Annotated in this window: 17 protein-coding genes; 13 read left to right on the top strand and 4 right to left on the bottom strand. The window is 71.5% G+C overall.

Translation table 11 applies throughout. From position 1 onward, the window contains the following. Positions 1 to 978 precede the first annotated feature (978 nt). Positions 979 to 1,779: a hypothetical protein gene (locus DZA62_RS05920; RefSeq protein ID WP_116947863.1), complete on the bottom strand. Its 801-nt coding sequence runs from the start codon at positions 1,777 to 1,779 to the stop codon at positions 979 to 981. A gap of 253 nt (positions 1,780 to 2,032) precedes the next feature. Here DZA62_RS05920 and DZA62_RS05915 point away from each other — a divergent pair, with 253 nt between their 5' ends. From DZA62_RS05915 to DZA62_RS05855, 13 genes are all read left to right on the top strand, one after another. Next, positions 2,033 to 2,359 (top strand): hypothetical protein, encoded by a 327-nt coding sequence (locus DZA62_RS05915; RefSeq protein ID WP_116947861.1) that lies wholly within the window; start codon positions 2,033 to 2,035, stop codon positions 2,357 to 2,359. Continuing rightward, positions 2,356 to 3,603, top strand: coding sequence for a conjugal transfer protein (locus tag DZA62_RS05910; RefSeq protein ID WP_116947859.1), 1,248 nt, complete (start codon positions 2,356 to 2,358; stop codon positions 3,601 to 3,603). The genes DZA62_RS05915 and DZA62_RS05910 overlap by 4 nt, the downstream gene beginning before the upstream one ends. Positions 3,604 to 3,649: 46 nt before the next feature. Further along, entirely contained in the window at positions 3,650 to 3,979 is a 330-nt protein-coding gene (locus DZA62_RS05905) for a hypothetical protein (RefSeq protein WP_116947858.1), read from the top strand. A 51-nt stretch (positions 3,980 to 4,030) separates the two neighbouring features. After that, entirely contained in the window at positions 4,031 to 4,762 is a 732-nt protein-coding gene (locus tag DZA62_RS05900) for a hypothetical protein (RefSeq protein WP_116947857.1), read from the top strand. Next, complete coding sequence (locus tag DZA62_RS05895) at positions 4,755 to 7,391, top strand: ATP-binding protein (RefSeq protein WP_157987506.1); 2,637 nt, start codon at positions 4,755 to 4,757, stop codon at positions 7,389 to 7,391. The genes DZA62_RS05900 and DZA62_RS05895 overlap by 8 nt, the downstream gene beginning before the upstream one ends. Beyond that, entirely contained in the window at positions 7,388 to 9,613 is a 2,226-nt protein-coding gene (locus DZA62_RS05890) for an MAP7 domain-containing protein (protein ID WP_116947855.1), read from the top strand. The genes DZA62_RS05895 and DZA62_RS05890 overlap by 4 nt, the downstream gene beginning before the upstream one ends. A gap of 47 nt (positions 9,614 to 9,660) precedes the next feature. Further along, positions 9,661 to 10,233 carry a YbjN domain-containing protein gene (locus DZA62_RS05885; RefSeq protein WP_116947854.1) on the top strand — a complete coding sequence of 191 codons (573 nt, stop codon included), beginning with the start codon at positions 9,661 to 9,663 and terminating at the stop codon, positions 10,231 to 10,233. Positions 10,234 to 10,365: 132 nt separating this feature from the next. After that, positions 10,366 to 11,130, top strand: coding sequence for a hypothetical protein (locus DZA62_RS05880; protein ID WP_157987505.1), 765 nt, complete (start codon positions 10,366 to 10,368; stop codon positions 11,128 to 11,130). A gap of 2 nt (positions 11,131 to 11,132) precedes the next feature. Continuing rightward, a complete protein-coding gene (locus DZA62_RS36210; RefSeq protein ID WP_198663456.1) occupies positions 11,133 to 12,377 on the top strand; it encodes a J domain-containing protein in 1,245 nt (414 codons plus the stop codon). A 305-nt stretch (positions 12,378 to 12,682) separates the two neighbouring features. After that, positions 12,683 to 14,053: a CHAP domain-containing protein gene (locus DZA62_RS05870; protein WP_116947852.1), complete on the top strand. Its 1,371-nt coding sequence runs from the start codon at positions 12,683 to 12,685 to the stop codon at positions 14,051 to 14,053. Next, entirely contained in the window at positions 14,050 to 14,877 is an 828-nt protein-coding gene (locus tag DZA62_RS05865; protein WP_116947851.1) for an RAD23 family protein, read from the top strand. The genes DZA62_RS05870 and DZA62_RS05865 overlap by 4 nt, the downstream gene beginning before the upstream one ends. Before the next feature lie 100 nt (positions 14,878 to 14,977). Next, positions 14,978 to 16,840: an FtsK/SpoIIIE domain-containing protein gene (locus DZA62_RS05860; protein WP_157987504.1), complete on the top strand. Its 1,863-nt coding sequence runs from the start codon at positions 14,978 to 14,980 to the stop codon at positions 16,838 to 16,840. A 9-nt stretch (positions 16,841 to 16,849) separates the two neighbouring features. Next, positions 16,850 to 17,158 carry a hypothetical protein gene (locus DZA62_RS05855; protein WP_116947849.1) on the top strand — a complete coding sequence of 103 codons (309 nt, stop codon included), beginning with the start codon at positions 16,850 to 16,852 and terminating at the stop codon, positions 17,156 to 17,158. Positions 17,159 to 17,849: 691 nt separating this feature from the next. On the opposite strand, the gene DZA62_RS05850 is transcribed toward DZA62_RS05855, so the two are convergent. The 3 genes from DZA62_RS05850 to DZA62_RS05835 form a co-directional block, all read right to left on the bottom strand. Beyond that, on the bottom strand, positions 17,850 to 19,079 hold the full coding sequence (locus DZA62_RS05850) for a GNAT family N-acetyltransferase (RefSeq protein ID WP_116947848.1): 1,230 nt from the start codon (positions 19,077 to 19,079) through the stop codon (positions 17,850 to 17,852). A gap of 688 nt (positions 19,080 to 19,767) precedes the next feature. After that, positions 19,768 to 20,148, bottom strand: a complete 381-nt coding sequence (locus tag DZA62_RS05840; protein ID WP_116947846.1) for a hypothetical protein — start codon at positions 20,146 to 20,148, stop codon at positions 19,768 to 19,770. Between the two features lie 2 nt (positions 20,149 to 20,150). Next, positions 20,151 to 20,756, bottom strand: coding sequence for a hypothetical protein (locus DZA62_RS05835; RefSeq protein ID WP_116947845.1), 606 nt, complete (start codon positions 20,754 to 20,756; stop codon positions 20,151 to 20,153). Between the last annotated feature and the right edge of the window lie 11 nt (positions 20,757 to 20,767).

The following is a 20,767-nucleotide window of genomic DNA, read 5'->3' as shown; positions in this document are numbered from 1 at the left end:
GTCGGTCCCGGTTCCGGGCGCGTGGGAAGGGCTTCCGGTCCTGCGGCGACACCGGCCTGTCTCCGCGCCACCGCTCTGCCGTGCGGTCCCGGTACACGGTGCCGGCGGTGGGCGTTCCCTCAGGTGCCGCGCTCAGTTTCCACATCACCGTCGTTCGTCACTCCCGGTCGACCGACGTCACCGGCTGATGCACCGGGCGGCGGCCCCACGATGCCCTGGCGGTGCGAGCGTGCACTCAGCGCTTCATGATCATCAACCTTCTGCGACACCATCACGGCCGAAAGGGTTGATGATCATGGAGCGGGCCCGTGACGGTGGCGGTCGGGGCCGGCCGCCGACGATGCGCTCGTCCTTCCATCGTCCGGCGCGGATCCGGCAGCACGGGTTCAGGCAGGGGCTCAGATCGTGCGGCTTCCAGCGTGATTTGCGCGTATGACAGCCGTCCGCACATCGCGGCCGGCGGCTGCACGTCCGGTCGCCGCCGCCCGTTGACCGAGGTCGAAGCTCGCGAGCGTGACGCTCCGCGTCGCGGCGGTCCGCCGGGGCCGCGGTGGACCTGCGGCCGGGACGTGGCACGCCGGGCGACCGGGCGACCGGGCCACGGCGCGCCGCCGACCAGGCCACCAGGCACCTGTCCACCGGGTCGCAATGCGTCGGCAACGGTCATTTCATGGGAGGGTCCCGAGCGTCACTTCTGACGGCGGCACCGGCCGGGTCGGCCAGCCGTGCCCCGCCCGTCGGCGAGCCCGCTCGCCGTGAGCCAGCGGTGCGGTAGCCGGACCACGGGGATCCGATCGATCGGGATGCCGCCTCGCGGAGTCCGGCACGTCCGACCGGCATCGAACGGCCCGGCACCGAACGGCCCGGCACCGAACGGCCCGGCACCGAACAACCCGGTGTCGAGGCGCCCGGCATCGAGGCGTGGCCATCGCCGAGCGCAGGCCTTCCTGCGCCGCCGCTTCCGCCGCCGGGGTCCGGTCACGCCGCCGCGGGGACGTCGGCGCGGAGCTGGCGGGCGACCTTGCGAATGGCCCGGCTGGCCCGTTGCCGCGCCGCCGGCCAGGTGAGGCCGTGCCGTGCCGCCGCGGCCGCGCCGCCGTCCGTCCCAGGGGCCGGCGTGTAGATGTCGAGGATCAGGGTCGCGTCGGCCGCCGTGATGGTGCCTTCGTCGACCGCCCACGTGAGCAGGTCGAGCAGTTCGTGGTCGGCGGTGGTCCGCTCGGACGGGGTCAGCTCCATGAGGTCGGCGGCCAGGAGGTCGGGGCTCGTGGGGGTCTCGGTGAGCTGATGGGTCAGTTCGCCGGTGACGGCGCGCAGCGTCTCCATGGCGATGTTCGCCGCGACCTTGGCCGGCCGGCGCTCGATCGGATAGGTCGCGATGGTCGTCCACAGGGCGGCGACGGCGGTGTGCTCGAGGGCCGGTCTGGTGTCTCGGCCCGCGCGCGTCGTGGCGATGCGGACGGCCTTGCCGAGCATCAGCTGCAGCACGGTGCGGCCGGCCAGTGAGTCGCCGGTCTGGGCGAGGCGCAGCAGCGCGAGCAGGATCTGGTCGGCCCGCTCCGGGTCGGCCGCGGCGACGGCCAGTTCGACGTCGTCGAGGGCGAAGCAGCCGGACAGCTCGGGGTGCCGCCGGCCCCAGTGAGCGACGGCGGGTTCGGTGCGCGGGTCGGCGCAGAGCCGGCTCCATTCGGTGTTCAAGCGGCCCACGAGACTGGCGTCCGTGCGGCGGCGGGCACCGGTGCGGGTGACGTCGTGGGCAGTGGCGACGGGGATGGGCATCGAGTGTCTCCTCCGGGGTGGATCGACGCCTCCACCGTGGTCCGAAGGGCTTGCCCTGGCTCTTGCCCGCAAGGCCCTCGGGTGGGTTCTTGCTCTTGCCCGGTTGGGGAGTACGCAGGTCAGCGGCTTGCCTAATGCCCGTGATGATCCAAATGCCCGATCCGCTGCCACAACCCGCCCCGATCACCCCGTCACAAGACCCCATCCCCCGGCACCTACCCAGACAACCGACCCGCCGACCGAGGAGCCCGACATGACAGAGCGCTTCAGCAACCGGCAGTCGCTCATGGACGCGGCCACGGTGCTGGCAGCGCGACGGGCCATCGACCGGGAGCTCGCTCAGCTCATCGCCGACCCCTTCGATCGCGATGCGGCCAAGCGGCTGCACGACGTCGTGGGCGCCAACGCCGACCGTGCGCAGGAGGCGCTCGAACGGCTGGTGCACGTGGCCGATCTGCGTGAGCCCTGGGAACCCGGCGCGGTCGGTTTCGACTCCGGTGCGGGCTCGGACGGTGAGGTGGCTCCGCCGTCCTCGAGCCCGCACCGGTACGACGCGACGTACCAGGAACCGGCGCCATGAAGATCAACTGGGGCTTCGGGCCGCCGAAAGAGCCGAAGGACAACGACGCCGACGGCGGGGGGCGCAACGGCGGGCGCAACACCGGTCGCGACACCGCGGCCGCCGAGACGCAGGGCTCGGAACAGCACACGTGGACCGGCGGCTCCCAACTCGCCACCCGTGTCGTCGTCGGGCTGCTGTGGGCCGCCCTCATCGCCGGCCCTCTGGCGCTGGCGCTGCAGGTGCTGATGCCCGAGACCCGCCCGGTCGTCCAGCAGGACGGCGCCGTCGACCGCATCGGCGAAGCGGCCGCAGTCAGCGAGTTCGCCGAGCGCGCCGTCGTCGCCTGGCTCGAGACGCCGTCCGAGAAGTCCGACGCCCTGCGGCCGTACTTCGGCGACCTCGGAAAGAGCCGGCCCAACGTCGCGTGGACCACCTCCGGATCCGCGGTCGCCGAGATCGTCAAGGACGACAGCGGCCTGTGGTCGGTCACGGTCGGCGTCGACGCCGCGGAGGGCAAGCCGCCGGCCGACGCCGAGCCCGCGGCCGAGCCGGCGGAGAGCCCGGCCGAGACCCCCGCGGACGATGGCGAGGGCGACGCCGACGCCGAGCCGGTCGAGCGCATCACGTCCGGACGCCTCTACTTCCAGGTGCCTGTCCTCTACGTCGACGGCGAGATGATCGCGCAGGCGCTGCCCGCGCCGGTGCCGGCCCCCGACGAGTTCGAGCAGCTCGCCTCCGCCTATGACCACGGCCTGCCGGCCGGGCACCCCGCGTTCGCCCGGGTGGCCAACTTCCTCAACGCCATGCTCGTCAGCGGCGACCAGGCCTCGCTCGAGGCCTACAGCGCCCCGGGCACGTCGTTCCGGGTGCTGAACCCGGTGCCGTACGCCGGCGTCCGCGTCGACACCCTCGTCGCCGCCGGCGGCGAGGCGCCGAGCGACGAGCCGTCCGACGGCGAGACCACCGAGGTCCAGGCCAACGTCACACTGAGCGGCTCCAACGGCGAGCAACTCGGCGCTCAGTACTCCCTGGCGCTCCAGGCCCGCGAGGGACGCTGGGAGGTCGCCCGGCTGCGTACGTCGCCCGCACTGGCCGAGCCGGTCCCGCTGCCCGCGCCGGTGCCGGTCACCACCCCGACTCCTGGGACGAGCACCTCGCAGGGGACCTCGTCCCAGGGCCCAAGCAGCACACCGTCCGCGGAACCGACGAGGGAGGCCGAATCACACCCAGCAGCCACGGGGTCGACCACCGAGTCGCCCTAGCAGCCCACCACGACACACGACAGCCCGCATACAAGGAGTAGGAGCCATGGGCCTCATCAGCGGACTCACGGCGACGGCACCCGACCTCGCCACCTCGTCCATCACCATCCAGGCCGGACTGCTCGACTGGACCTCCAACACCGCAGTGAACCTGCGGGAGGTGCTCCAGATCGTGGCCATCACGGTGGCCGTCCTGTTCGTGGTCTACAAGGCGGTCCAGTCGAAGTTCGCCATCGGCACGATCATCGTCTCCGCGCTCGCGGCCGGCGTCTTCATCTGGATCGTCTACAACGTCACCTCCCTGGACGACACCGTCGGCGAGGACCTCCCCGGGTCCGGGTCGGCATCGGTGCCCCACCAGGTCGATCCGACGTAGCGCTCCACACCCGAAGGCCAGCCACGAGACCCAGGGCGGAGGTGACGATCGATGGCCGAGGACCCGGACGAACTGGAGACCGTCAAGTACTACACGCGGGCGCGGAAGTTCCCGCAGCTGCTCGGGCGCATGCCCGACGGCACGAAGATCCCCGGCGGGCCGTACACGGTCCAGCAGCTCATCGCGGCCATCGTCATCATCGTCGTCGGCGGGCTGACCATCGGCACCTGGGGCGTCTTCGGCGTCTTCGGCAACATCGCGTTGCTGTTCGGCGTGGCGTTCGGCGCGGTCTTCCTCATCGGCCGGCTGCCGATGAACGGCCGCAACCCGTTGTATGCGCTGCTCGGTCTGTACCGCGTGCTCAACGCGCCCGCGTCGGGCCGGTACCAGGGCCGGCCGGTGCGGTTCCGCCGGCCGCGCCGCGTTCGCAGCCGGACGAGCGTCTACCTCGGCGCGCTCCCCGGAACCGATCCATGGGCCGGTCTCGAGCCGGGAGTCGCCGCCGATCACGAGCTGCCCGACGGGTTGCGACACCGTCTGGGCCGCACTCCGGAGCCGGTTGCCGAACCGCTCGCCGAGCCGGTCACGGCGATCGAACCGGTCGCGGCCCCGGCCGCTCCACTGAGCGGGGTGCAGGCGCTGCTGGCCCTGCTCCCGGCCGACCAGCAGGACCAACCCGTGAACGGACGGCGCCCGGCGCCGCGTCCGCGGAGCCAGCAGCGCACCGCCGTCCGGCAGGGGAGCGGCGAGGTCAGCGATTCGTGGGGTGAGGACGATGCGTAGTCCGGCGCGGGCCATGGCCGGCCATCTGCTCTGGTCGCGGGGTGGGACGGTATGGGCGACCTGGCGGCTGCAGGCGCTGCCGTACGGCTTCCGGCCCGACAAGGACAAGCACGGCGTGCGGGCGGCGCACCAGGCGTTGCTACGGGCGCTTCCCGGCGAGGCGCTGCTGGTGGGTGCCTGTGCCGCGCTCGACCCCGCGGCCATCGTCGAGCGGATGATCAACGGCATCCCGCTCGAGCACTGCCCCGAGTGGGCGGCCGAGTGCGAGGCCACCCTCGACACCCTCGACGACCTCGCGCTGGGGCAGCGGACGTTCTGGCTGAGCGTCCCGCTGCGCAACGGCGGCCGGTTCGGCAACCTCGGCGAGTCCTTCCGGGCCGCCGTCGACGACTTCCGCGACCAGCTCGCGCTGCCTCGCCACGGCGTCTCGCCGGCCGAGTTGAAGCTGCGCACCGAGCAGGCCCGCAAGGTCGAGCTCGGCATCCCGGCCGTGTTCCGGCCCCGTGCGGCCACCGTCGCCCAGCTGGTCTGGCTGTACCAGCACACGCTCCAGCGCGGCCTGTTCGCCGACATGGACCTCCCCGAGACGCGGGCCGACCACGAAGCCGCCGTCGTGCCCCGTCACGGCGTGCTCTGGCCCGACGCACTGATCGACGAGGGCGGGCAGACCGAGCTCGACCGCAAGCAGCTCAAGAGCTGGAACCCGCTGCGCCGCAAGTACGTCAAGATCACCCAGCCCGACCAGCCCGACGCCGTCTCCTATCAGGGCCTGCTGGCGCTGGCCGACACCCCCGCCGACGGCATGGTGTTCCCCGGCGGCGAGTACCTGGGCCGTGTCGACGACGCCGGCCTCGACGTCGACTGGGCGGTCCGGCTGCACACGCGCACCCGCGAAGAGGTCGTCGCGCGCAACCGCCGCGCCGTCGCCAACCTCAACGACCAGTTCCTCCAGCAGGAGGGTCAGCTCACCACCGGCATGCACGCCATCGAGCGGTCCGCCCGCGACCTCGCCGAGTACGAGGCGCTGCTGTCCGCCGACGACCTCGAGGTCGAGGTCGAGGCCACGGTCATCTTCTGCGTCGCCGGGCGCACGGGCGAGCAGGTCATGGACCAGGCCAAGGAGCTGCAGGCGTTCTACGGCGCGTCCGGATTCAAGCTGACGCATCCGCTGGGCAACCAGGAGGACCTCTGGTGGGCCATGCTCCCCGGCGCCCCGCTGTCCAAGGCGGCCCGTGAGTTCGCCCAGATCACCACGTCGCACTCCTTCTCCGCGTCGGTTCCGGTGGTCACCTGCGACGTCGGCGACAGCAAGGGCAGCCTGCTCGGGCTGAACATCTCCACCGGCCAGACCGGCGTCGTGCACCACGATCCCGCCGGCGCGACCACGCGGCTCGACGTGTCCGGCTCGCTGGCCATCGCCGGCGAGCTGGGTGCCGGCAAGTCGGTCGCGCTGAAGAAGATCGCCGCCGACACCGTCGACCGCGGCGGCCGGTTCATCGCGCTCGACCGCACGGAGTCCGGCGAGTGGGTGACGATGGCCCGCGCGCTCACCACGCCCACCGTCGTCTCCGTGGTCGACCCCACCATGAGCATGGACCCACTCCGGGTGTTCGACCGGCACACCGGCTCCCGGGTCGCGCAGTCGTTCCTGACCCCGCTGCTGAACGTCTCGCCGACGTCCGAGCGCGGCGTGCTGCTGTCGGAGGTGCTGGAGGTCGGGTACCTGGCCCGGCACGGCGTCCGCGGGCTCGGCGATCTCACCAAGCACCTGCTGGAGAGCTGCACGCTCGACGGCGCCTACGAGCTGGGCCGGCTGATGAACGTCTTCGCCCGCAAGGAGTTCGGCCGCGTCATCTTCGACTCCTCGCTGCCGCCGGTCGAGCTCAGCGACCGCGCCATCGTGTTCTGGACCCGCACGCTGGAGCTGCCCGACCGCGACGAACTGCAGCACGCGCACCTGTTCGAGCAGCTGAAACTGGAGAAGATCTTCGGCCGGGCCATGTACGCGCTGATGGCCAGCATGGGCCGGCAGGTCTGCTTCGGCGACCGCTCCGAGCTGGCGCTGTTCATCGTCGACGAGGCGCACCACGTCACCGCCTCACCCGAGGGTGAGCGCGAGATCACCGTCTTCGTCCGCGACGGCCGCAAGCACCAGGCCGCGGTCGCGCTGGGCAGCCACGACCCCGAGAGCGACTTCGGCGACGCCACCCTGCGTGGCCTGATCCCCACGCGCATCCTCATGCGGCACCGCGACAAGACCCTGGCCAAACGTGGCCTCAAATGGCTCGACCTCGACCCCGACGACGAGTCGCTGGTCGCGCTGATCACCGAGCACACCAGCCCTGTCGGCCCCGACGGCGTCCCCGAGATGCGCCGCGGCGAGGCGCTCATGCGCGACGCGCTCGGCAACGTCGCCCGGATCAAGGTCATGCCGCCGTCCCGGCCGGAGCGGTTCGAGGCGATGAAGACGTCGCCGCCCGAGGTGCTGATCGGCGGTCAGCGGCCGGGAGGTGCGCTCGGTCGCGGGATCGCGGCCCGGGTCGGCGTCTCCGAGCTCGAGACCGGCGACGAGCCGCCCGAGCTGGAGGCCGGCCGCACCGACCGCACCGTGGGGTCGAGGCCCGCATGAGCCTCGTCGCCGGCGCGGTCAGCATCGTCGCCGAGGCCTGCCAGGTACCCGGCGGCGACGGCCTCGGCGACCAGTTCATCAACCCGACGGGCAACTGCGAGCTGTCGGCGTTTCACGTGCAACTGTCGCTCGCCGGCGGCATCACCGACCCGTTCCACCTGATCTTCAAGGTGCTCATGTCGATCACCTGGGCGATCTACCAGTTCCAGGTCATCGCGTTGGCGTGGGTCACCGACTTCGTACTCGGCATGACGTGGCTGGACTGGTTCACCGGCATCGCCGGCGACTTCCAGGACTCCATCGCCGGCATGCTGTCGAACCTCAACATGTATGTCGCGATGCTGACCATCTCGGCGTTCGTCTGCGTGCTGTGGATGGCCAGAGGCATGTGGGGGAAGGGCCTCGTCCAACTCCTGTTGTCACTGATCATCGCGAACTATGCGGTGGCGGCCATCAGCTACAACGGGGAGCATCCCGACAACAACCTCGCGCCGATCAACCCGATCACCTGGCTCATCGGCGACAACGACGCCCAGGACGGCCTGCTCTACGACGCCCGCGACACCTCCCAGTACCTCGTCGGCCAGATCGTCAACGACGACGACTACCTCGACGACCTCACCAACCCCGAGAACCAGCAGGTCAGTCCGGGCGAGAGCATCCTCAGCACGTTCCTCTACCACCCGGCGATGCTGGTCAACTTCGGCTACATCCTCGATGGCGACTGTGAAGAGGCCTACGTCGTCGCGCTCTCCCATGCCGGCAACAGCACCTCGAAGGACGACCTCCGCGGCGATCTCGAGGACCGCGACCTCGCCGGCCGGGGCTCCGCCGCCGACGGCGTCGACACCGGGTCCGAGCTGACCGATCCCGGCACCTGGTGGGGTGGCACCGGCGACGAACCCGTCGACTACGACCCCGAGGTCTGGAAGGTGGTCGGCAGCTGCCTCAACGACGAGGTCGACACCTTCGCCAAGATGGCCCGGCCCGACAGCTGGATGGCACAGTTCGCCATCCAGCCGGCCGTCACGATCCTCGCGGTCCTCATCCTCATCATCGCCGGTGTCGTGTTCATCGCGGGCCTCTCGGCCCTCGTCCAGTGTGTGAAGCTGCTGGTCACGCTGCTGCTGGCGATCCTCCCCGGCGGCGCCAGATCGGTGCTGTGGCGCAACATCGGCCAGTTGTTCGCCACCGTCCTCATGCTGATGTTCTGCATCGTCTTCCTCGGCGTGTTCCTCCACGTCGTCACCGACATCATGGCGTCGGGCCGCGCGCCCACCGGCAACGCCGACGACCGCACCATCCGGTGGGCCGAGATCGGCAAGTTCCTGCTCATCGACCTGCTGCTGATCGCCGGCATCGTGCTCTTCTGGCGCGGCCGCGGCGCCGTCCACGAGACCAAGGACCGCGTCGCCGCCGCCATGGCGTCGAGGTTCAACTCCGGTGGTGGCGGCGGAGGCGGAGGCGGCTTCGGCGGTTCGTCCCTCATGCCCACCGGCGGCGGCCCGGGCGGTGCCATGCGCCGCATGGGCAGCCTGAACACCATGAGCGACGCCGCCCGCAACATGAGCGGGCAGCCGCCCGGCCAGGGTCGCCTCCAGGGCGTGATCCGCCGCACCAGCGGCCTCGTCGGCAACGTCGGCATGGTCTGGGCCACGGGCGGCGGCTCCCTGGCCGTCAAGGGCGGTGCCATGGCCGCTAAGACGACGGCGGTGCGTAGCGTCGGCCATGCCACCCGCAACGCAGTGGCCAACGGCGCCAGTCGCACGGTCGAGTTCGCCCGACGGCACCGGGTCCAACACCATCTACGCCGGGGCAACGACGCCGCGGTCAATCGGGTCAACACGCTGCGGCGCCGATCCGAGATCGCCCGGGCCGATCGTGCCGACCAAGCGCGGCTGCGCAAGCTCGACAACAAGACGCGCCGAGCTGAGCGCATCGCTCGCATGACGCGGGGTCGGTACGGCGCTGAGCGGGTCAATTCGGCACCGGAGCAACGCCGCCGGCTGCTCGAGCAGATGAAGCGCGATCGACGCCGGCTGAATCTCGAACATCGGGCGCAGAACCGCGCCGAGCGCAAAACCCTCACGCCTGACGAGGCGCGCGCCGCGAACGAACGCGATCGTCGGTACCAGCAGCAGAAGAAGTGGCAGCAGATCAGAGATGATCAGCTCAGGGAGCAGCGTAAGGAGCGCCGCCGGAAGAAGGGCAAGTCCTTGTGAACGTCCGATCGGATGCTGCTGGCGACGAACCACGGAAGGACCGGGCCATGAGTCAGCTCGACCGTTTACGCGCCGAGATCTCCGGGAGGCCGAAGCCGGCGGCAGCCCCGGTACCGGTGACTGTCGGCAGCGACCTTGCGGCCGGACGGGCGACCTCGAGTGGGGCAACCAGCCACCTGCACGAACTGGTCCGTGCGGCGCTCGACGGTATGTCAGCCGAGTACGACATGGACGGTGACGACCTCATCGGCGCCTGGGAGAACGGCATCTTCGACTTCGGCGCACTCGAGGACGACGACGGTCATGCCGAGGTGCTGCAGGTACACGGCCTATGGGAGCGGATGCTGCCGCCCGGCCGATTCCAGGCGGCGATCGTCTTCGCGAACGAGTGGAACGCCGAGCACGTCTGGCCGAAGGTGTTCGCGCTGACTGACGACGAGGGGTGGACCGGCCTGCATTGCGAGGTCACGACCGATCTCGGCGCCGACCCGTCCGCCGACCGGGTCGATCTGGTCATCAACACCGGCATCGTGTCCGGTCTCGCGGTGTTCGACGCCGCGGAAGCGGCCTTTCCCGATGCACGGCACATCGCCGGTGACGAGCTCGACGAGAGTGAGTGACAGCCCCACAGTGATCCACCTAGTGTGTGTTCGAGCACGTCAGCCGCAGGACGGGGCGCAGTGATGCCGGAACTGGAGCGCAGCGGAGGTCCCGCGCCGCAGCGACGGAACACGTCGCGCGCGGAGGTCGACGTGGGCCGGTCCGGTTCGACGCTGGACATCGATTTCGTCCGTGCCACGCCCGGCGACTGGTCGAGGTGGGACTACCTTCCGGTCGATGTCCAACTCGCCCTCGATCGCGCCGGTCATGCCGGCGATGTGGCCTTCGCCTCCGGTGCGGTTCGGCCGGAGCGCGAAGTACGCGACGGTCTCGATGTCGAGGTCGGCCACGCATGGACGGTCGACGACGACGCCCTGACGATCATCGACGCGGTCCGGCCGGTCCACTTCTCCGGGCGCGGGGCCTGGCGGTTCACCGTCCACCGGCGCCCGTTCGTCGGCGAGGTGAAGGAGCGCAAGGGATCCGTGTCTGCCACCGTCCCGACACTCCAGGCCGGCACAGCCGGGCACGATCCGGACGAGCCCGAGGTGCTCGACGTGCTGCCGACGCCGGTGCGTCGCCAGATCCTGGCGACGGTATCGGAGCCTGACTTCGAGGACGACCGGCTGATCCAGAGCTACGACCGTGGCCTGGGCCTTCGTCAGGAGGCGTGCCTGGTGCGGGCGACGGCACGGATCGTCATCGCCGTCGTCGCGAGCCGGGAAGTCGCACCGAGTCGGTCGCCCGAGTCGGCCGAGGCAGTGGCGGAATTGGCCGCCGAGTCGTGGTACGTCCACGCCCTCACCGCGTCACTGGGCAGGGCACAGATCAGCCGGCTCCCGGCTGATCCGGCTGCGCTGGACGACCCCGCACGGCAGCGAGGGCTGCCGGGCTCGCAGGACCCGCAGATCGGCTGACCGTGGCGGACCTCGACTACTACGAGCTGCTGGATGTCGCGCCGACGGCGACACTGGCGGAGATCAGGGAGGCGTATCGCCGGGCCGTCCGCAGCGCGCATCCCGATGTCGGCGGCACGAGCGGCATGTTCCGACTCGTCACCGCGGCCTACGAGACTTTGAGCGACCCCGCTCGACGAGCCGACTACGACGCGCGCCTGGGCACTCCGGGCCGCGGTCACCGGGCCGACGAGTGGTCCGCGGCGTCCGGCCCCAGCACCCAGCCCGGTCCCGAATCGGCTGAGGCGGATGCCGGGTGGGGCGAGGAGGCGACCTGGACCGCCGAGGACGGCCGGCCAGATCAGGCGTTCGAGTCGGAGGGCTACGTGCCCCGGCGCGTCGACCGGCGCGGCGTCACGATGCTCATGCTGGTGGCTTGCGCCACCGGCGTGATCTTCGTACTCGGGACGCTGCTCCTGCTGTACGACCCCGGATTCATGCGACCCGGTGAAGCCGGCTCCGATCTTCTCAGCTGGTACGACGGTCAGCCGGTGCTGCGTCTGATCGTCATGCTCGTCTACGTCATCCTGCTCGGGGCCGCACGATCGGAGTCGGCCGCCGGGCTGCTCTTCGCCCACGTTCTCTTCTCCGCCTTCCTGCTGGCCTGGCCGATCGCTTACTGGGACCTTGCCTCAGCGGCCGAGCAATGGGTCTACGTCGTCGGCGTCGTCGTCTGGCTGACCTACAACGGCCTGCTCGTCGGTCTGTGGATCGTCGTCGGACGATGGGACGAAGCCCGGGTGTTCCGGGACACCTCCGGCACGTCGGAGGTGAGCGACCTGACGCGGTGGGCGCGGACGGATGCGGGTGGCCGTGCCGTCAGGGCCGGCTACATCGTCATCGGCGCCACGTTCGTGTTCCTGGCCGTCGTCCTCATCGATGCGCACGGCCTCATCCGCCCGGCGGCGGCCGGGCCCGACGCGCTGGACGTCGCGCTGCGGTTCCCGGTCGCGGTCGCGATCGTGGTGGCCATCTACGGCTACATCGCCTACATCTCCATCGGGCACCGGAGCGGCTTGGAGCTCATCTACGTTCCGGTGGCCGTCGGGCTGCTGGCCTGGCCGCTCGCGTACTGGGACATCGCGACGACGAGTGAGCGCTGGTTCTTCGGGCTGGTCGCGCTGGCGTGGGCCCTGCACGTCGGCGCGCAGTACGCGACCTCGTCGCTGATCGACCGGCGCCGGCCGACACCGGAGTGGACGCGGTAGGAACCGGGTGCTTTGCGTGGACGACGCCGCACGTACTGCCGACGACAAGGGGTTGAGCGACGTGCCGACCCCCGCAGCGTGGTGTCGCCTCCCGGAACCGACCATGTGCTCCCGCTCCGCTACGTCGACGCGGTCGCGCTGAGGAGCTGACGGCCGAGTTCGTCGCCGCCGCCGACGGCTGGTGGGTGCGCCCGCGGGCCTGATCGACACGTCCACGAACTGTCACAGAACCACCCCTCCACCGACCTACACAGACGTCCGCTACACCAAGCCGCCGTCGCGGGCGCCCGGATGGAGGGCGGGGTATGGCACAGGGTTCGGTCGCTGCCGGCGGGGCCGTCGTCGCCAGGCGTACGAAGTCGAAGCCGGCGCGCACTCCGGGCGGCAAGGGCTCCAGCCGGTTCAGGAAGTGGCTGCTGGGCATCGCGCTGCTCGCGGTGTTCGGTGTGGTCGGCGCGGCGTCCCTGGCGTTCGTCCCGGTGGCCACCGTCATGGCGCTGTGGTGCGAGATCACCGACCGCGCCCCGCTGGCCGAATGCACGATGACCCCCGGCGGCGAGGTCTGCACGGGCGGCGCCACGCTGGCGAACGTCCCGGACCCGTGGGCCGAGATCTTCACCGCGGCGGGCGACGAGTTCAGCATCGACCCGTCCTATCTCGCGGCCATCTATCTGACCGAGAACGGCAACGCCTGGAAGGACCTCGACACCAACTGGCCGAGCTCCGGCTGCTGCTTCGGCCCCATGCAGTTCAACCTCGGCGCCGGCACCTGGGACGCGTACAAGTACAGCGCCGGCGGCGGCCCGCCCGACTACATGGACCCCGGCGACGCGATCTTCACCGCGGCCAACCTCTTCACCCACGCCGACGGCCTCTACGGCAGTGTGGGCGCCGAGACGCCACTCGGCGACGTCGCGAGATGGGAACCGGGCACGTTCGTGTACTCGGCGGCCAGCTACAACGCCGGGCCGGCCGGCAACTGGAACAACAACGAGACCAGGCGCTACGTCGAGAACGTCCACGCGCTCGTCACGTCCAACTTCACGCAGGGCGGCACCGGCGACTACGGCCAGTACGCCACCTACCCGCCGCCGCACGGCATGGGCATCGGCGAGGGCGAGGACGGCGAACAGGGTGAGGGTGGCGGCTGGGCCGGCTGCGGCGGCTTCAGCGGCGGTGGCCTCGACGGCGTCGTGCAGATCGCGGAGCAGGAGCACGCGAAGGGCATCGTCGAGCAGCCGTTCGGCAGCAACTGCGGCCCCACCATCAGCGACACCTACATCGCCAACGGCTGCGAGGAGTGGTGCGCCGACTTCGTCAGCTGGGTCTTCCAAGAGGCGGGCATCCCGTTCCAGGCCGAACCCGGCACCCAGATGTACTTCTGGCGACATCCCTGGCAGATCCCGGCCGTCATCGGCATGAAAGCGTGGTTCGAGTCCGGCGGCCACGGCCAGGAGTTCATCCCTGTCGGCAGCGGCGGGCCGACGAAGCCGCCCCGGCCCGGTGACGTCATGATCTACTCCGGGCACGTGAGCATCGTCGTCGAGGTCGACGAGGCCAGCCGCACGCTGGTCACCGTCGGCGGCAATGAGAACAACCAGGTCATGAGGTTGTCCGGCACGTTCTCCATGGGCCCGAGCGGGCCGGTGGTCGGCTACGGGCGGATGAACCCATGAACCGGTCGCGCTCCTCGCTGCTGCTGGTCGGCGCCGCTGTGGTGCTGGCCGTCGTCGGGTTCCTGCTGGTCTTCGGTGGCGGTGGGAATGACGGCGGACGCGGCGGCTCCGTGGGTGGTTCCGCCGGAGGATCGCCAGGATCCAGTGCGTCCGCCGACACCGACGACCCCGTCGCCGCACCCACCGAGGGCGATGCCGGCGGCGACGGCGCCCCGCCGCCCGGCGACCAGCCGGCCGACACCCCAACCACCGCCGAGACCAGCGACGACGCCAGTGAGCCGCTGGAACCGTCCGACACCCCGACCGCCCGTCCGACGCCCGGCCCCCGTCAGACCCCCACCCTCCCGCCCGGCATGCAGCAGCCCGAACCCGTCGTCGTCCCCGATCCGGCGACCGTCGACGGCGCCGACCCGACCGCCGTCGCCGTTGCCGCGTTGACCGCCGCCTACAGCTTCGACGCCGCGACCGACGCGTCGTCCGAGGATGCGATGAACCGGGTCCAGGCCTGGCTGGCCGCGCCGCACGACTCCAGCGCCTACGACCTCGACGGCCTGCGACAGGACGTCCAGCGCGACTGGGAGCAGTGGGCGGCACACCAGGCGTTCGCCTCGATCAACGCCATCGAGCCGCACACCACCGACGTCGACACCCCCGACACCGACACCCGCGCCGAGCGCCGGTTCTACGTCCGCATGACGCCGATCGGCCGCGACGCGTGGAACGGCGCGCTGGTCGAGCACCAGTGGTTCGCGTTCCTCGAACGCGACTCCGCCGCCGACCCGTGGCGCATCGTCGAGTTGCAGACCCCCCTGGCCCACCGCTGACACCGTCGCCGTCGTCCCCAACGCCGAGGCGCCCCTTGTCACAGCACCCCACCCGCGCGCACCTTCGATAGTGAGGACCGATCAACCGAGAGGCAGTCCCGTGGCGCCACACGACCCGGTGGACACCTTCGCCGGCCCGCCCGGACCACCCGATCCGGACGGCAAGGACGACAGGTTCGCGTCAGCGCGCCCAGCCGAGGCCACCATCAAGGGCTTCACGCCGTGGCAGCTGGCCGCGAGCGCCGTCGGCGTCGCGGTCCTCGCCGTGTCGATGTGGGCGATCCTGGCCGCACTCGGCGAGTCGGACATCGGCCTGCTGTTCCTGCTGCCGACGCTGGCCTGCGCCGGTGCGCTGTACGCGGTGTCCGTGCGGCGGCGGCTGCGCGAAGGCGTCATCGCCGACCTCGCCGAGGCCCTGGCCCGGCACATCGGCGCGCCCGACGCGTCGTACCTCGACGTCGACGCACGGCAATGGCAGGGCGGGTGGGTCGGCGTGCCGCACGTGCTGAATATCCAGTACCCCACCGAGGTCGACGACTCCGCGCCCGACTGGGCCGCCGGCGTCGCCGAGGCGGTGCACCTGCACCTGGAGGAGCAGTACACGGTCGGCCGGCACAACATCCGAGGTCACCGGCTCACGCTGCGCGACCCCACCCGCACCGGCAGCGCGCTCACGCCGGAACCGGTCGCGCGCGCCGAGCGGGCCCGCGACGCCGTCCGCCGGGCTTTGCCCGAGAAGATCGCCCGGCCGGTCCCGACTCAGGGCGACCTGTCGTCGTGGCTCGTGCCGCTCGGCGTCGACGCCAGCGGCACCCGGGTCGGCTGGAACCTGGCGGCGCCGCAGGGGCATCTGCTGGTGCTCGGCCGGTCCGGCGCCGGCAAGCGGGTGCTGCTCACCGGCATCGTCGTCGAGGCGGCCGCCCGCGGCTGGCCGGTCTGGATCATCGACCACCGCCGCGTCGATCTACTGGGCGTCCGCGACTGGCCGAACGTGCAGATCGTCGCGTCCACACTCGACGACCAGATTGTCGTACTGAACCAGGCGTGGCGCGAGATGGAGGGCCGGGTCGCGCTGATCGAGTCGGGGTCCAGTCGCTCGGAGCTCGAGCCGCTGGTCGTCGTCATCCACCACTTCCGCGAGTTCGCCACCGCCGTCGCCGACGCCGCCAACCGCGCCGGCCAGAGCCCGGCGGCGGCGTCGCTGGCGCACGACCGCGTCACCGACCTGCTCCGCCACGGGCGCCAGGTGAACGTCTACGTCGTGCTCAGCCTCCAGCGCGCCGACGACGCGCTGCTGCGCGAGGAGAACCGCGACGACATCGGCACCGTCGTCGCGCTCGGACGGCTCGACAGCCGCGCCGCGACGGCGCTGTGGGGGAGCGACCGCCCCACCGAGCCGGCCGAACCCGTGCCCGGCCGGGCGACCATGCAGTCGGGCGACGCGAACCCGGTGCTGATCCAGGGCTACTGGACCCCCGACCCGCGTGAGGCGCGCCGCGTCAACGACGAGCAGGACCTCTATCTGCTCGACGCGCTCCGGCCCAGCCTCGTCACGCACCCCGTCCTGCACGTGCAGCGGTCGCGGGCGCTGGCCGACAGCCCGGAGGCGTCCTGGCGGGTCAACCTCAACGCCGACCTCGCCGAGGGCTACGGCGCCAGCACGTCCGGCCTCGCCGACTGGAGTCGCGCCCGCGCCTCCGGCGGCGGCCCTTCCGCGGCCGCGTCCACGCAGGTCGAGACCGCCGGCTGGTCCGAGATGGTCATGGTGTCGCAGTTGCAGGCCGGCAGCCTCGCCCGCCTCGACGACGACACCGGGTGGGTGATCATCGAGCAGGTAGAGCCGGTCCAGAACGACGGCACCAAGCTGCAGATCCGCTGGCGCGGCAACGACGGCACCGGCTCCCAGGTGGTGTCGCGCACGCGTGCGGTGCGCATCCGGCATCTCAGCGACGGCGTCTACTGAGGAGGCGCGATGGCCGACAACGTCGCCGACAACGACGTGTTCATGATGTTCCTGGCCGCACCGCTGGCCCTTCCCGTGGTGGCGCCGCTGGTGTTCAGCTCGTGGACCGAGGGCCGCGAGTGGATGATCGACCGCGGCTTCATCGCCTCCGCCGACGACGCGGTCTGGGAGGTGCCCGGCTGGGACGGCGCCGGTGTCAGCGGCGCCCACGTCGTCCTGCTGGTCTGCCTGGTGCTGCTCGTCCTCGCGCTCGGCACGATCATCTCGCGGCGCAGCCGGAACCGGAAGATCGACACCGAGGGGTGGGGCTCCAGCTGACTCGTCGCGCCGGGGTGGGCGGGCCGGCTGCGGTGGGGTGTCCGGGACACGTCGCCGGGTGGCGCCGTCCGGCCAGTCGACCGCGACCGGCCGCCCGGGGTCGCCCGAGGTCGCCCCGGCTCCCGGACGGCCTCGGCGGTGCCGCCCCGGCCCGGGCGGGCGCTCCGTTCCAGACGGCGTCGAGCAGGTCGGTGTCCCACGGCAGGTGCCGACTGGTCGCCTGGTGTGCGTCGGACGTGGACTCGGTGAAGTCCAGCGGGACCACGTCGGCGGCTTGGGCGTGCGGTGCGGCGTACGCCGGGTGCGATCTCGCGGTATGACCGCGCTGCACTCGACGGCCGGTACGACCTCGACCAGCCGGCCGCCGGCGATGAGGACGATGGGGGCCTACAGGTGGTCGGCGCCGTCGGCCGGGGGCATGAGATTCCAGACAGCTTGCCGGCCGGGCTCCTCGTGGCTGCCGAGCGGCAGATGCTGCCCAGCCCGCTCATCGACATCGTGCGGCCCGGCTTGCCGAGACCGGCGTGCTGCTGGAGCGCGTACGTGCTGGCGGCGGCGAGGTGGTGCGCCGATCTGCACGGCACCGTCGCAGGCGTCGTCGGCGAGCCGGGTGGGGCGGGATCCGGGCCGCGGCGGCCGGCGACGGCGATTCTCGCGGCCGTCACCGGCGCCGCCGATCAGGACCGTGACGTCAGAAGACCTCGACCGAGACCGGGAGCCGGTGCCAGCCGAACGCCGCCGAGAGCCGGGCGAGGGCGCCAGGCGTGCGTTCGGTGATCAGCCCGCCGGCGGCCAGCGTGCCGGCCGAGACGCCGCCGAGGTAGAGCGAGCCGAGGGCGCGGACGTCCATGGCGACGTCGACCTTGGCGTCGGTGCGCGAGACGTCGGCGGTGGCGCCGTCGGCGGTCAGCCGCCAACGGCCGGCGTTGTCGGTGATGTCGGCGTCGGTGACCTCGAGGACGACGTCGACGGGTGCGGCGTAGCGCCGAGCGGTCAGCGCGCCGGGGACGTCGAGGACGCGCACCCAAAGCGACCCGCAGGCCGAGCCGACCAGGGCGTCGGGGTTGGTGACCAGGTGCGGCAGCGGGTCGTCGACCGGCCCGTGCATGTACTTGACCGTACGGACGAGGTCGATCGACATCAGGTAGCGCCACAGCGTGGCGTGCGCCTCAGGCGTCTCGGCGAGCAGCTCGGTGACGCGGACCTCGCCGTCGGGGCCGCTCTTGCTCCACCCGGACTTGGTGCGGAACCGGGCGTACCCATGGACGCCGTCGTCGTCCTGATAGATGACCGTGCGCTCGGCGGACATGCCGCGCCGCCAGCCCTTCGGGTCGGCGGTGAGGTACTCCCACCACTTGCCCGGCCGGGTGGACAGTCCCGGGCGCTGCGCCAGCGTGCGGTCGTACACGGCCGCGATCTCGTCGAGCACGTCGCGTGTGTCGGCCTGCCGGAGCCGACCGCCCTCGGGCGTCTCGCCGTTGACGGTGGTGTTGCGGCTGGCGATCTCGTACGACACCCGCCACGACGCCAGGCCGTAGCCGAACCGTCCGTAGATGGCGCCCTCGCTGGCCCAGAGCACCGCCAGCGGTTCGGTGCCGCGGCCGTGCGCTTCGGTCAGCATGGCGTTCATGAGCGTCTTCAGCACGCCGCGCCGCCGATGCGTCGACGCGACGCCGACTCCGGTGACGTGCGCGGCCGGCACGAGGGCGCCGGGCACGCTGAGATCGCGCGTCAGCACCAGTCCCGAGCCGACGATCACCCCGTCGTCGGTCATCAGCTGGCCGCGGTCGGGCTCGAAGATCATCCGGTTGAAGTCGGCGGTGTCGTCGTCGACGTCTTCGAGGAAGGCGCGCGTGATGTGCGCTTCCAGCTCGGCGTAGTCGGCCTCGGTCGCGGTGCGCAGGACCAGCTCGTTCGTCACCGTCTCTGTCTAGCGCATGGTCGGGGGCCTGGCCAGGGGTTTTCAGGCCGGTGATCCGGCTCGCCCGGTGCGACGACGGGCCGGATCGACGGCGTGACCTGCTGCCGGGCGGGATGCGGTGGACGGGGCCGATGATCCCCAGCGGCGGGTGTGGGCGGACCGGTGCGATGCCCCTCGAAGCGTGGCGGACGGACGTGACTGACGTGCGAGTCCGCGGGCGCGACGCCGCCCATCCGAGGGCGGCGGGTGGGTGGCGCGAAGTCGTTGCTGCTGGCGTGGGCTGGCCTTCGCTCGAGGATCACCACAGCGGTGGCAACGCCGACAGGGACCTCACGCACCTCGCCGGCTCGGTCCGGTGAGAGGGCGTCAACGGCTCGCGGGGGCGCACACAGCGTGAGGTGGGCTCGCGGGTGCTCACATACGGCGTGAGGTGGGCTCGCCGGCCGCCGCACATGCCCCGGCGTTGCGTGCGCGCCGAGCCAGGGAGGTCTCGCCAAGCTCCACGACCCCTGCGCGACGACCCGGCGGTGCCTCGCTGGCTTCTCGGCAGTCCCCAGTAGAGCCCGCTATGACACCCTGCTCGGCCCCGCGAGGCATGGACCCGGACGCCACTCACTACCGCCGAGACCTGGGAGACACACCCAGCGCGTCGAGGGCGGCCGAGGCGTGCGGGAAGCGGCCCGCTTCACTATCTGGCGTGTGCTCGGCTCGCCTGGATGGCCTCCGACTCGCGCTGGCGCTGCGCCAGCTTCTCCGCCTGTAACGCGTCGCTGACCCGTTCGCTGGCGTCCGTGAGGAGTTTGACGATCTCGTCCCAGTGGGCGTTCAGGGACCGAAGCGCCGTGGCGAAGGAGGACTCGATGGCGGTGGTGATGCGCTCGTGGATGTCCTTGTCGTGGGGGAGGGCCTGGCGGGTCTTCGCGGTGAGCCGGACGCACACGGCCTTCAGGTCGGCCTCGGTGGCAGCGCGACCACGATTCGCCGCATCGACGGCCGCTCGAAGGGCGTCGCGCGACTCGCTCAGCAGGCGGATCTCGTCCCCGGTCCCGGCGAGAGCGTTGCGGGACATACCTACCTCCGAGCGACGTGGACGGCCTCGCGGCCGCGGTCGCGGACGGCACGAGCGGCGGCCGGGATGATCTGGGCGAGCCGCTTCTTGACCTGTTCGAGGTTGGACGTGACCTGGCCGGCACCCTTGGTGATCTGCTCGCCGTGGTCGAGCAGCTGGTCGGTGCTCTGGCCGATCTGCTGTGCGCCCTCGGCGACGCCGTCGACGGCGCGTTCGAGGCGGACGGCGCTCTGGCGAAGGGTCTCGGTGAACTGGTTGACCTGCACCGCGATGGGCCGGATCTGCGGCTCGAACACGCCGGCGAGGTCGGCGTCGCCGCGCTGAAGATCGTCGCAGGCGGACTGGAGGAGGCGCGCGCCGTCCTCGGTGACCGAGGCCGCGCGTTCGAGCTCCTCGAACTTCGACCGCGCGTTCTCGGCCCGCGCGCGCAACCGCTCGGCCGCCGCCTTCGCCTCTTCGGCTGGCGCCCGCAGGTCGCGCAGCGCCTCGATGGCCGCGTTGGCCTTCTGCTCCAACTCGGTGAGGCCGCGCGAGGTCTCGTCGCCGCCGCGGGTCAGGCCCGCGGAGACGTCGATGAGGATCTCGCCCGATTCCTTGATGCTCGGCATGGATGCTGCCC

The organism is Jiangella endophytica, assembly GCF_003427025.1.
GTDB classification, from domain to species: Bacteria; Actinomycetota; Actinomycetes; order Jiangellales; family Jiangellaceae; genus Jiangella; species Jiangella endophytica.
Note: the sequence above shows the minus strand (reverse complement) of the source record. Positions and strands in the feature narration are given on the sequence as shown.